This window comes from Marinomonas sp. KMM3893, assembly GCF_004352855.1.
Taxonomy (GTDB): Bacteria; Pseudomonadota; Gammaproteobacteria; order Pseudomonadales; family Marinomonadaceae; genus Marinomonas; species Marinomonas arenicola.
Genome location: NZ_SJSC01000001.1, coordinates 64,700 through 76,731 on the forward strand (window position 1 = coordinate 64,700; position 12,032 = coordinate 76,731).

At 47.0% G+C, this 12,032-nt stretch carries 11 protein-coding genes and 1 tRNA gene; 7 read left to right on the forward strand and 5 right to left on the reverse strand.

What is annotated here, in order from left to right:
* Nucleotides 1-63: 63 nt before the first annotated feature.
* Nucleotides 64-1,104 (reverse strand): quinone-dependent dihydroorotate dehydrogenase, encoded by a 1,041-nt coding sequence (locus tag E0D71_RS00315; RefSeq protein ID WP_133001316.1) that lies wholly within the window; start codon nucleotides 1,102-1,104, stop codon nucleotides 64-66.
* A gap of 40 nt (nucleotides 1,105-1,144) precedes the next feature.
* Complete coding sequence (locus E0D71_RS00320) at nucleotides 1,145-1,366, reverse strand: DUF2835 family protein (RefSeq protein WP_133001317.1); 222 nt, start codon at nucleotides 1,364-1,366, stop codon at nucleotides 1,145-1,147.
* Nucleotides 1,367-1,495: 129 nt separating this feature from the next.
* Here E0D71_RS00320 and E0D71_RS00325 point away from each other — a divergent pair, with 129 nt between their 5' ends.
* Genes E0D71_RS00325 through E0D71_RS00355 form a run of 7 tightly spaced genes read left to right on the forward strand, consistent with a single transcriptional unit; the run spans nucleotide 1,496 to nucleotide 9,408 of the window.
* Complete coding sequence (locus E0D71_RS00325) at nucleotides 1,496-2,464, forward strand: MoxR family ATPase (RefSeq protein WP_133001318.1); 969 nt, start codon at nucleotides 1,496-1,498, stop codon at nucleotides 2,462-2,464.
* 5 nt (nucleotides 2,465-2,469) lie between these two features.
* Nucleotides 2,470-3,381 (forward strand): DUF58 domain-containing protein, encoded by a 912-nt coding sequence (locus E0D71_RS00330; protein WP_133001319.1) that lies wholly within the window; start codon nucleotides 2,470-2,472, stop codon nucleotides 3,379-3,381.
* Nucleotides 3,381-3,857 (forward strand): DUF4381 domain-containing protein, encoded by a 477-nt coding sequence (locus tag E0D71_RS00335; protein ID WP_133001320.1) that lies wholly within the window; start codon nucleotides 3,381-3,383, stop codon nucleotides 3,855-3,857. Before E0D71_RS00330 ends, E0D71_RS00335 begins: the two co-directional genes overlap by 1 nt.
* Nucleotides 3,850-4,848, forward strand: coding sequence for a VWA domain-containing protein (locus E0D71_RS00340; RefSeq protein ID WP_133001321.1), 999 nt, complete (start codon nucleotides 3,850-3,852; stop codon nucleotides 4,846-4,848). Before E0D71_RS00335 ends, E0D71_RS00340 begins: the two co-directional genes overlap by 8 nt.
* Nucleotides 4,845-6,599 carry a VWA domain-containing protein gene (locus E0D71_RS00345; protein ID WP_133001322.1) on the forward strand — a complete coding sequence of 585 codons (1,755 nt, stop codon included), beginning with the start codon at nucleotides 4,845-4,847 and terminating at the stop codon, nucleotides 6,597-6,599. Before E0D71_RS00340 ends, E0D71_RS00345 begins: the two co-directional genes overlap by 4 nt.
* Nucleotides 6,593-8,443, forward strand: coding sequence for a BatD family protein (locus tag E0D71_RS00350; RefSeq protein WP_243711888.1), 1,851 nt, complete (start codon nucleotides 6,593-6,595; stop codon nucleotides 8,441-8,443). The genes E0D71_RS00345 and E0D71_RS00350 overlap by 7 nt, the downstream gene beginning before the upstream one ends.
* Nucleotides 8,444-8,484: 41 nt before the next feature.
* On the forward strand, nucleotides 8,485-9,408 hold the full coding sequence (locus E0D71_RS00355) for a Dyp-type peroxidase (RefSeq protein WP_133001323.1): 924 nt from the start codon (nucleotides 8,485-8,487) through the stop codon (nucleotides 9,406-9,408).
* A 277-nt stretch (nucleotides 9,409-9,685) separates the two neighbouring features.
* Here E0D71_RS00355 and E0D71_RS00360 read toward each other — a convergent pair whose 3' ends face one another.
* From E0D71_RS00360 to E0D71_RS00370, 3 genes are all read right to left on the reverse strand, one after another.
* Nucleotides 9,686-11,518: a SurA N-terminal domain-containing protein gene (locus E0D71_RS00360; RefSeq protein ID WP_133001324.1), complete on the reverse strand. Its 1,833-nt coding sequence runs from the start codon at nucleotides 11,516-11,518 to the stop codon at nucleotides 9,686-9,688.
* Nucleotides 11,519-11,596: 78 nt separating this feature from the next.
* Nucleotides 11,597-11,673: transfer RNA gene (locus tag E0D71_RS00365), tRNA-Asp, on the reverse strand.
* 7 nt (nucleotides 11,674-11,680) lie between these two features.
* Nucleotides 11,681-11,953: an HU family DNA-binding protein gene (locus tag E0D71_RS00370; RefSeq protein WP_133001325.1), complete on the reverse strand. Its 273-nt coding sequence runs from the start codon at nucleotides 11,951-11,953 to the stop codon at nucleotides 11,681-11,683.
* Nucleotides 11,954-12,032: the final 79 nt, after the last annotated feature.

Sequence of the window (12,032 nt, forward strand, 5' to 3'; positions counted from 1 at the left end):
GGCGGGACTGCTACCCGCCTCACTTCATATTGCCCTTTAGCAAGGCAAGGTCGTTCTTTTTCGTTAACCTTCTAAATCCAATTCTCGATAGAAGCCATCCGTACAAGCAATCGCTTCTTTCACCAACTCAGGGCCTTGATAAATAAACCCAGAATAAAGCTGTACCAGCTGCGCGCCGGCTTGCAGTTTCTCAACCGCATCTTCACCACTTGAAATACCGCCTACCCCAATAATAGGTAACTCACCTTTCAAATGCTCTGCCAGCACTCGCACCACATGGGTCGACGCATCTCGTACTGGCGCACCACTCAAACCGCCCGCTTCAGAAGCGTATTTATGCCCAGCAACCGCGTCGCGTGACAAGGTGGTGTTTGTGGCAATAATACCATCAACCCCTTGGGCAAGCAGCGTATCAGAAACCAATTTGATTTCATCGTCTGTCATGTCTGGGGCAATTTTTACCGCCAATGGCACGCGTTTGCCATGCTCTGACTCGTAGCGATTTCGCGCTTCGGTCAAGGGGGCGATTAACTGAGCCAGGCTTTCACCAAACTGTAAGCTACGCAAGCCCGGGGTATTCGGTGAACTGATGTTCGCAGTAATGTAGTCCGCATAAGGGATCACTTCTTGTAAGCAAGTAAGATAATCTGCGGCGGCATCCTCTACTGAGGTCGACAAATTCTTGCCAATGTTAACCCCCAATACACCTGGATAGCGGTGGGATTTTATACGAGAAACCACATGCGCTACACCTTTATTGTTGAAGCCCATACGATTAATAATCGCATTGTGTTCCGGCAAACGAAAAAGGCGTGGTTTAGGATTACCGCTCTGCCCTTTTGGTGTAACCGTACCCACTTCCACAAAACCAAACCCAAGTGCGCCTAGCGCTTCAAACGCATCCGCGTTTTTATCCAAACCCGCCGCTAGCCCGACAGCGTTAGGGAAACGTAGCCCCATCACATCAACCGGTTTAGTAGCAGGCAAACCTTCAAAGAACTTAGTCAATCCCAGTCGACTACTCGCCGCTAAAAGGTCTAATGACAATTCATGGGAGACCTCAGGATCCAGTTTAAAAAGTAATGAGCGAGCAAGGTTATACATAGACAGGGCTCCTAACCGTGTGAGTATGAGGCTAAGTGGATTAACGTATTTGTGTCACACCAACTAATTTGTGTCTGTCATCGAATTCTACTTCAAAAATCCCATTCACGCCGCGATAAGAAACAAAGCGCTGAAAGGCTGACAAAGGCAACTGTACTTTTCGCCCATCAAGGCTACTAGCCACGACATTTTTTGCAATGCCTGAATACGCTGCTTCGTATTGAGAAGCACTCAATATCACTTCCACTACGATTTTTGCCACTTTCCTTTCCTATGCTTACGCATCTCTTACAACTAACGCCTTGTATGTAAAGTTTTGAATCCGATAAGATGGAACCTATTATATTGTGTTGACACCTTTTTTGACAGAAGTATAAGGAACTTAGGTTCGATGGAATCAGTAATTGAGAAGTTAAAAGACCATCTAAATCATGCCGTTATTGGCCAACCTGATTTAACTAATGAATTACTAGTGGCGCTGATCGCCAATGGCCATGTTCTGTTAGAGGGGCCGCCAGGCATTGCTAAAACAACCGCCGCAAAAGCATTGGCCAGCGCAATAGACAGCCGCTTTCAACGCATTCAGTTTACCCCTGACTTGTTACCGGGCGATGTCACAGGGTCTGATATTTACCAACAAGAAACAGGGCAATTTTCGTTTGTTCCAGGCCCCATCATGAACGACATAGTGCTCGCAGATGAAATCAACCGAGCACCTGCAAAAGTTCAGTCGGCACTGCTAGAGGCCATGGGAGAAAGACAAGTGACTGTGGGCAATAATAGCTACCCACTGTCGGCGTTGTTTTTTGTCATTGCCACACAAACCCCCATTGAGCAAGAAGGGACCTACCCCTTGCCCGAAGCGCAACTTGATCGTTTTATGATGAAGATCAATCTGGGTTACCCCAGCGCCGAAAGCGAACTCGAAGTGTTGCGCATGGTCAGACAACAAGACCTGCATAAAACATTTTCCAGCAGCATCCAAACCATTTGCACCCCTGCCGACATTTTGGCGTTACAACAAAAAGCCCTGTCTTTGTACATGTCAGAATCTGTCGAGCATTATATTGTTCAACTGGTAATGGCAACACGTCATCCTGAGCATTATTTAGGTGATACGGCAAATGGCAACAGCTTAATCGACTTTGGCGCAAGCCCTCGTGGCACACTCGCACTAGACCGCTGCGCGCGTGCGAACGCCCTACTGCAAGGCCGAGATTTCGTCACGCCAGACGACGTTAGACAAGTGGCATTACCCGTGTTGCGCCACCGCATCATTACTTCTTTTGAAGCACAAGCCGCGGGGCTTTCAGAAGACGAATTACTCAATAGGCTCATCAGTCACGTACCAGCGCTATAGCCCCTATGAACCCATTATTATCGCCAACGTCGCCAGAACTGAACGACTCTGATTTTGCTTTGCTCGCCCATTACGCAAAGCATTTAGGGCGCGCCTCGTCAGCGGCTCGATTCACCCTTAAGTCCGGTGAAAAGCGCTCGAAAAAGAAAGGTCATGGCATGGAAATGCTGGAATTACGTCCTTATCAAACGAGCGATGATTTAAGACACATAGACTGGCGAGTGACTGCTCGAACCGGCCATACGCACACGCGCCTCTACGCCCAAGAAAATGATCACCAACGAATATTATTACTCGATTTATCCCCAGACGCTTACTTCAGCACCCGTTACGCATTTATCTCCACACGCTTTATCCAGCTGGCAGGATTGATTGCATGGCGCTCAGAGCAACAAGGTGACAAATTGCTTTATAACTTAAGCTTTGGTGGGCAAAGTCTGGAGCATCTCAATAAAAGTTCTGTTTGGGGAATGATCAGCCAATTAAAAAACGCCTCAAAAACAAGCAACAGAAACCATCAAGCCACCTCAGATCTGGGTTGGTATGGCTCCAAAGTGACCAGCAAAGCTCGTAATAAAGACATTATTATTTTGACCGACAAACAGCACTGGGATGCCAAGCAACAAACCGCGTTACAACAGCTGGCTAAGCACAACCAAATCCATTGGGTGCAAATATTTGATCATCACTCTTTCGAACTGCCACCTGGGCAGTATCAATTTGCTGACGCGATGGGCACAACGTCGGTGAAAATCAGCAAAAAGAGCTCAGAACAAGCCAAAAAAGACTTTTTCGAACAAAATGCGACCATGCGTCAACGTTTGGCCAAAATTGGCATTCGCCACCAACTTTTCGATATCAGCGAACCCCCTGAAGGCATTGCTCGATACCTATTAAACCAAGGGGCGTTACGATAATGGCAGCAAATCCGACTTTCTCTGCCTTACCTCATAAGGCGTATTTATTACCGGATGCCGTGCCAATGTGGCCTCCAGTTTGGTGGACATGGCTGGCTGTGGCAGCCGTTATTCTGATACTGTTTGGCGCGATATTAGTGCTGATCATAAGACACAAAAAACGCGCCTACCGACGCGAAGCACTGGCCGCACTAAAACACGCCGACGACAAGGTATTAGACAAAGAACTGGTTGTCCTATGCCATGAACTCATCCGTCGCTGCCTAGTCAGTGAAAACAAGTCCACATTGGCCGCGCTGCCCGCGCCTCAGCTGTTCAATACACTTGACCAAAAAAACGCCGCCAAACACCGCTTTAGTTCACTCCCAGAAGACTTTATTAGCGGCCCATACCGTGGCGATATCACACTGTCTGCAGCGCAACGAGAACACATACTTAGCACCACTCGTTACTGGATAAGGAAGCACCATGCTTGAACTTACCTGGCCTTGGTTTCTCTGTCTTTTGCCTCTTCCTATTCTTTTTTACTTGCTCCCTAAAGTCGCCCCAAAAGGCCATGCTTTATGGTTCCCAAATGCTCGCTATCTGGTAAACAGACAAGAAAATCTGCCGTCTAAAAAATCCATTCGTTTGCCCATGGTGCTGCTCTGCCTAGCATGGGTATGTTTAGTCTTTGCGATCGCACGCCCCACTTGGCTCGGCGCGCCCACCCAGGTAACCCCTTCGGGCCGCGACCTGCTCATTGCCCTAGATTTATCAGGCAGTATGCAGATCAAAGACATGACCTTAAACGGGCACCCTACGGATCGCTTGACGGCGGCCAAATCGGTCTTATCTGACTTTATTAAGAATCGCCGTGGCGACCGTATCGGGCTTATTGTGTTTGGCTCTAAAGCTTACTTACAAGCCCCTTTAAGCTTCGACACCAAAACCATTAATCAGCTAGTACAAGAAGAGCAAATAGGTTTTGCCGGCGAGCAAACCGCCATTGGTGACGCCATTGGCTTGGGCATTAAGCGCCTCGAGAACAAACCTTCTGATAAAAAAGTATTGATCCTAATGACGGATGGCGCCAACACCGCTGGCCGAGTCAAACCCGATCAAGCAGCGAGCTTTGCGGCCTCTCAACATTTGCGCATTCATACCATAGGCATAGGGGCGGACAGCATGCAAGTTCAAGGCTTCTTCGGACCTCAAACCATTAACCCATCCAATGATCTTGATGAAAAAATGCTGAAAAACATCGCCCAAAAAACCGGTGGCGAATACTTCAGAGCAAAAAGCACAGACGACTTACGCCGCATTTATAAAACCTTAGACGCACTTGAGCCAACCCCTGCTCAAGCCATTTGGCAACGCCCTATCACCAGTTATTTTCACTGGCTTGGCTTAGCCGCGATGATTTTTCTAGGCCTCGCCTTGCTTGCCAGTGGTAAGTTCACCTTACGAATCGGGAGAAAAGCATGACCCTTTTCGACGTTATCCACTTTGAGCGCCCTTATTGGCTGCTGTTTATTCCCGTCACCTGGCTCGTGTTTGCTGTGATTCAATACCAACACACATCCAGCCACGGACTGAACAAAGCCATTGACCCCAATTTACTCGTGCACCTTGAGCACAAAGGCACCCAAGGAGTGGCCAACAAATGGCTTGGGCTGCTGTGCTTTAGCGTGTGTTGGATCGGCCTTGCTGGCATCAGCTGGACACAATCACCGTCCACCATGTTTGAATCAACCAGCAAAACCATATTGGTTGTCGACCAATCCATGTCAATGTACGCAACTGACATAAAGCCAGACAGAGAAACTCAATTAAAACAAACTGTTAGAGATATCCTGACACAAAGCAAAGATGGTGACATTGCCCTAGTGGCCTTTGCTGGCGACGCTTACACTATCAGTCCATTTAGCCAAGACAAAGACACCATCACCCATTTTTTATTGGCTCTTAACCCTCTGGTTATGCCCGTCTATGGCAGCAATCTTACCAGCGGCATACAAACCGCCTTGTCTCTTATTAACGACAAAAAAGCCCCCGTCCACCTTATCGTACTCACTGACAGCTTGGATTCATCAGACCAAGATGCAATCCCTAAACTGCTTGAAGATTACCAAGCCCGTGTGGATCTCATTGCGGTGGGCACAAAACAAGGCGGAGAGATTCAACTTCCCGACGGCCGGGTTTTAAAAGCAAACGGCAAACACGTCATTCCTGCCACCCCTATTGAAGACTTAAAAGCACTCAGCCAAACCATTCACGGTCATTTCTACCAAGGTCGATTATCGCCCGCAGAGCTAGACAAAATCACCGGCCAAGCTGAGGCAAATGACAACACCGAACAAGCCGACAACAAAAGCATTCACTGGATCGACCAAGGGCAATGGCTCGCTCTCCCTTTCCTATTATGGTTGGCCTTCCAATTTCGTCGCGGCATGTTATTTGCGCTTGTGTTAGGGGTGTTTTTCCTGCCTGCCAACAAGGCGACCGCCTCCCCTCTCGATTGGTTTAAAACGCCCGATCAACAAGGCCAGCAAGCGGTCGATAACGGTGACTGGAAAACCGCCGCCAAGCACTTTCAACGCCCTGACTGGAAAGCCGCTTCGGCATACGCCTTAGGCGACTACCAACAAGCCGCCGAAACGCTTGCAACACACAGCCACAGCGCAGCCGATCATTACAATCTAGGCAACGCCTTAGCGCTGGCGGGTAAAACAGAAAAAGCCATCGACGCTTATAAAAGAGCCTTAGAGCTAGACCCTTCGTTCAAGCAAGCAAAAGACAATCTTGATTACTTAGAGAAACAGCAGCAACAACAACGAAAAAAACAGCAAGATAAGAAAAATCAGCAACAAAAAGACAAACAAAAGAATCAACAGCAAAAAAATCAGCACCAAAATCAATCCGATAAAGATAAAGCTCAGCCATCGGACCAAGAAAATCCGCAATCAACACCAAAAAAAGACAATAAACCCTCTGAAAAACAAGACAAAAAGCCATCGTCCGAGGATAATAAAGAGCACGAAAACAAGGCTGAAAATGAGCAGAAAAAATCGCCTGAAGCCAAATTAGACAACGAGCAGAAACAGGCTCTTAACCAATGGCTCAGACAAATTCAAGACGATCCAGGCACGCTATTGCAACGCAAACTCTGGTATCTACATCAAGAAAAACGTCACGAAAATCGATTTAGCCAAGAGGATGGGCAAAACCCATGGTAACAATGCGTCTATTTCATTCCGACTTTGCCTTAGGCAGAGTCATACGCCACACGTTAGTCGCAATGATAGCCCTACTCTTCGCATCTCTTCCTTTTTACGCCCATGCAGAGAGCGTCGTTGCCTCATTAGACAAGAATAACGTCGCTGAAAACCAAGTGGTCCAACTCACCCTAAGAGCCGACTTCACCAATACGGGAAAAGGGCCAGACCTTAGCGCACTGAAAAAGAACTTCGATGTCTTAGGACAAAGCCAAAACAGTCAATTTAGTTTCAATGTGGGCTCAAACACCGCACTGACCTATTGGGTGATATCCTTAATGCCGAAATCTGTCGGCACATTTGAAATCCCTGCCATCAAAATTGGCGATCAAGCATCACAACCGCTCAAACTCATCGTACACAATGCGCCTCAACTATTAGATAACAAAGGCAACCCACCGGTGATGGTCAAAACGCACATCTCCCAAAACAGCCCTTATCTTCAACAGCAAGTCATTTTGAGCGAACAACTGTACACGTCCGTTTCTTTGCAAAATGCCAATTTGAGCAGCCCTTCTAACCCAGATTTAGTCATCGAGCGCCTCAGCGATGACCAAATGGCTTATCAAACCATTAACGGCACTCGATACCAAGTACTCACACGCCAATACCTGGTATTCCCTCAAAAAAGCGGGCAGATCAGCATCGCCCCTCAAAGTGTTCGCGCCATGATCAACACAGCGTCTGGCAATCGCATTATTAAAGTACAGAGCGACCCTATCGATTTACAGGTGCTGCCCATCCCACCAAGCTACCCTAGTGATAACTGGCTACCCAGCAGCTCGGTAACCATCACAACAAAACTCAGCAAAACCAGCGCTACGCCGAAAGTGGGTGACACCTTAATTTGGGACATAGAGGTCACAGCAAAAAACGCCTTACCTGAACAAATCCCTCAAATGACGTTTGAGAGCACCGCCGGATACAAGCTCTACCCTCAACCAATTAAATTCACTAGCCAAAAAAATAGCGACGGTATTACTGGCCATCAGTCCATTAAAATTGAAGTGGTTCCTACGCAATCTGGCCCATTAACCATGCCGACCGCCACGCTCACCTACTGGGACACAAACAAAGAAGAAACCGCAACCGTCAGCGCCACCACCAATCCTATTACCATTGCCGCGCTACCTGCAACGAGCACTCCGAAGACGGCAACACCGCCCCCTGAGAGCAACGAAGAAGCGGGCAAACCCATCGCCCATAAAACCACGCAAAGCAGCAAAAAAGTTATCGATAATGCTTCTAACGCTCCGATTTCTTTAGCGAAGAAAAGCGAAAAAGACGCCTCACCAGCCGCCGCCCCTATAAGCAATAATGACTCGACACCATGGTCATGGCGCCAATACACGATTTTCACTTTGGCAAGCCTGCTTACGATTATGGTCATTGCCTGGTTGGTGCTTTTTATCAGAAGAAGAAAATCTTCGGCCAACAGTGAAGACAGCGTTCCTACCCTGCAAGAGTTCGCGCCGTTAATGTCAAACGATGAAAGCAGCGCTTTTCGCACCTTGATCCAGTGCTGCCGACAAGACAACCTTGCCGAATTAAGATCGCATTTATTAGAATGGTCTAGACACAGATGGGGCGACGAAAAAATTAAAAGCGTCGACGATATTAAACGCCTAGCCTCTTCTGTTAAGCTGACACAGTTATTGATGGAAGCGGAACTTATGATGTATTCCAACCAACCAAGCAATCAATGGCAGGGAACACCGTTGGCAGAAGCGCTTGAGGAATACAAAAGTGGTCAACCTAAAAAATCACAAGCAAGCCAGTTAAAAACGCTCTATCCAAATTTTTAAACGAGCTTGCGCAGACCCATTTTATGGAGAAAACAGTAACCATGACGCACGCATTTCAAACTGGAATTATCCCAGAAGCATCCAGTGATGCGCTTTTTGTTACTTTCAATCTAGTACGCGATCGTGTGGCGCAAGCGAAACAAGCGCTAGCGGCCTCAACAGACATCATTCAGGCCATTGAACAGCAGTTTCCTGACGCCTCATTGTGCGCCTCTATCGGTTTAAACCATGCCGTTTGGCCGCTTTTTGATGACGCCAAACAGCCTAGTGACTTAGCCCCATTCCCTCATTTTAAAAACCAATCTGTTGACGTCAATGAAACCGCAGGCGAACTGGTCTTTCATATTCGCTCAATGCGCCGAGATGTCACCTTTCAGTTGGCAAACGCCTTGTACCAAGCCTTCGACCAAAGCCTTGAGATAGTAGAAGAAGTCAGCTGTTTTAAATACCTTGATAACCGAGATCTAACCGGTTTTGTCGACGGCACGGAAAACCCAGAAGGCGAACAACGCCAGCAGGTTGCCTTAGTCGGCAAAGAAGACCCTGATTTTGAGCACGGCTCCTACCTAAACTTGATGCGTTTCGTCCACGATTTAGAAAAATGGGAACACCAAGACCTAAAGAGCCAAGAAGACGTTTATGGCCGTACTAAATACGCCAACGAAGAATACCCGTCTGCACAAAAATCGCCTCATGCTCACACCAAACGAACCTCGTTAAAAGACGCCAATGGTCAATCGTTAGAAATATTGCGTCATAGCATGCCCTTTGCGTCACTAACGGAAAAAGGCTTGATGTTCGCCAGCTACAGCAAAACGCCAAGCGTATTTAACCTAATGCTAGAAAGCATGATCAAGGGCGACGAAGAAGGTCATACCGACCACTTAATGAAGTTCACCACGGCACACACAGGCAACGCATTTTTTATTCCTCCGACCAGCTGGCTCGCCTCTCTCGCTGACTAGCCTCTCCCTTTCCAACACCCCAGCGACACCACACACGGTCGCTGGTTTGCCTTTCCTCCTCCTTTTCCTTGGCCATTTTGTTTCCTTCCACTGTTATGAGCCCTCATCTTTACGAGCACTGACCTTCGAGAGCACTGACTTTCAAGGGCACTGGCCTGCCACAGCACTCACTGGCTAAAACAGCGACCTAACCACGCCATTAAAACCGACTGCGTATTATTAGCGCAAAAAAAGGCCGCTCAATGAGCGGCCCTTTTAGTCTAAAAAAACGAGAATATTACAGCGCTGTACGCTCAATATCCGCATTGTCTTCTAACAATTTCTGTTGCGCTTGCGTACTCATGGTCGCTTCTGTTTGATTCAGATAGCTTTCATACGCCTGTTTTTGGCTGTCTGTCGCTTCTTCAGAGCCCGCTGCCACCTTGTTCAAACGAATCAAGGCAAGATCACCATTCGTTAAGGTTTTCACCTCAACCACTGGCTTGTCTTTTGGATGCGGCATAGTGAACACCAAAGACGTCACTTCATCTTGTCCACGCTTAGCCGAAACAACGCTCTTCCATTTAGTGCTAGACGCTGTTTTTGCCGCCTCTGCTTTCGCTTTAAGCGAAGCCACGGCTTTTTCTTGAACCACTTTAGAGGTCACTGCTGCTTTCGCATCAGCAAACGACTGCACAGCTTCTTCTTTATGATCTTTCAGATGAATAACAACAACTTCATCGTCATTCACTTCAATAAGATCACTGTTTTGATCATCTTTAAGAACCGTATCGCCAAAAGCAGCATTGATCACAGCAGGGTTGCTTGTTAATGCATCTGAGCCACCTTGACGGCTAAAGTAATCACTGGTTTGTACCTTAACGCCATACTCTTTCGCTAACGCGTCTAACTGATCACTGGCGTAAGCCAGATCCGTAATGTCTTCATGAGCCCCTAACAAGGCATCACGGGTTTTGCTTGCGATAAGCGATTTTTCTAACTCGGCTTTTTTGTCTGCAAAACTTGGTACTTTAGCTTCAGAAATGGCATTTAGTTTGATCAAATGGAATCCAAATTTTGTTTCCACTGACGCCACATCGCCTTTCTTCATACTAAACAAGGTGTCTTCAAACGGTTTTAACATGGACCCCTTGGCAATATAGCCCAACTCACCACCTGAGTTTTTAGAACCAATGTCATCCGAGTACTGTTTTGCAAGATCCGCAAATTTTGCACCCGCGGCCAACTTGGCTTTGACTTCCGCCAAACGCGCTTTTGCTTCAGCTTCAGTGCGACTTGATGTGTCAATCAGGATATGTGACGCATCACGCTCTTCTTTCGCTGCACCCGCTGTGAATGCCTTGTAAGCGTCCTGCAGCTCAGCGTCTGTCACTTTTACCTTGTTATTAAAATCAGATGATTTAATCACAACGTAATCTACTTTTACTTCTTCTGGCGTTTTGAAATCGCTCTGATGAGCATCATAGTAGGCTTTTAACTCTGCATCAGAGATGTTTGTATTCTCAGCTTCATCCGCTAAAGAAAACTCAACGTAATCGTAAGAACGCTCTTGTGTCTGCAATTGAGCAATACTGTTTACCTGATAAGGTAGAACAAACTCAGACCCAGCAATCGCATTTCGTGTCTGCTGAATCAAGATATCTTCTTTAATTCGATTTTTAAACGCTAATGGCGTATAGCCTAAAGAATTAATAAAGCTTAAATATTTGGTTTGGTCGAATTTACCATCCGTTTGGAATTGCCCAGCTTGCAACAGGTAGGCATTCACTTGCTCATCAGACACACCCAGATCAAGCGCTGTCGCTTGATTGCTTAGCAGTGCACGCTGAATAAGTTCATTGATAGCACGGCTCTGCAGGACATTCTCTTGTAACAATGCAGGGTTTACGTTGCCACCCATCATAGAAATTAGCTGGCGACGCTGAGTTTCAGCACCTTGAAGCATTTGTGTACGAGTAATGTCCGTACCATCTACTTCCGCCACTTTATCGTTTGAATTAAAACTTTGAACTAAGGCATCGACGCCAAATAGAGCAAAAGTCACGACAATAAAGCCTACGATGATCTTTACCACAATGCCTTGCGACTTATCTCTTATATCTTGGAGCATTATGCCTCCGAATGAATGAATGATATTTCGTAAATAAAAAAGGTGCATTCCGCTTGGAATACACCTTTTTGTGTCTAATGGCGGAACAGACGGGACTCGAACCCGCGACCCCCTGCGTGACAGGCAGGTATTCTAACCAACTGAACTACTGCTCCTGATTCATTAGTTTACGGCGTCTTTAAGACCTTTACCGGCCTTGAAGCCAGGAACCTTAGCCGCTTTAATTTGAATTTCCGCGCCAGTTTGAGGATTACGGCCAGTACGTGCCGCACGCTCTTTAACCGCAAAAGTACCAAAACCTACCAATGTTACTTGATCACCTTTTGACAAAGCCTCTTCAATTGCTTTTAGAGTCGCATCAAGTGCATTGCTTGCAGAAGCTTTAGATAGGTCTGCAGATGCTGCGATAGCATCAATCAGTTCAGATTTATTCACGCTTTACCCCTTCAGTATTATCGTGGTTCCTTTAGAATTATTTTCGGCGCTGTATAAAAGCCTACCGACAAGGTCGAGC

What these genes read in the sequence shown, in the direction of transcription:
- E0D71_RS00330 (WP_133001319.1), top strand. Translation starts at nt 2,470, where the DNA reads ATGAACCCATTATTATCGCCAACGTCGCCAGAACTGAACGACTCTGAT.
- E0D71_RS00335 (WP_133001320.1), top strand. Translation starts at nt 3,381, where the DNA reads ATGGCAGCAAATCCGACTTTCTCTGCCTTACCTCATAAGGCGTATTTA.
- E0D71_RS00325 (WP_133001318.1), top strand. Translation starts at nt 1,496, where the DNA reads ATGGAATCAGTAATTGAGAAGTTAAAAGACCATCTAAATCATGCCGTT.
- E0D71_RS00340 (WP_133001321.1), top strand. Translation starts at nt 3,850, where the DNA reads ATGCTTGAACTTACCTGGCCTTGGTTTCTCTGTCTTTTGCCTCTTCCT.
- E0D71_RS00315 (WP_133001316.1), bottom strand. Translation starts at nt 1,104, where the DNA reads ATGTATAACCTTGCTCGCTCATTACTTTTTAAACTGGATCCTGAGGTC.
- E0D71_RS00345 (WP_133001322.1), top strand. Translation starts at nt 4,845, where the DNA reads ATGACCCTTTTCGACGTTATCCACTTTGAGCGCCCTTATTGGCTGCTG.
- E0D71_RS00350 (WP_243711888.1), top strand. Translation starts at nt 6,593, where the DNA reads ATGGTAACAATGCGTCTATTTCATTCCGACTTTGCCTTAGGCAGAGTC.
- E0D71_RS00355 (WP_133001323.1), top strand. Translation starts at nt 8,485, where the DNA reads ATGACGCACGCATTTCAAACTGGAATTATCCCAGAAGCATCCAGTGAT.
- E0D71_RS00360 (WP_133001324.1), bottom strand. Translation starts at nt 11,518, where the DNA reads ATGCTCCAAGATATAAGAGATAAGTCGCAAGGCATTGTGGTAAAGATC.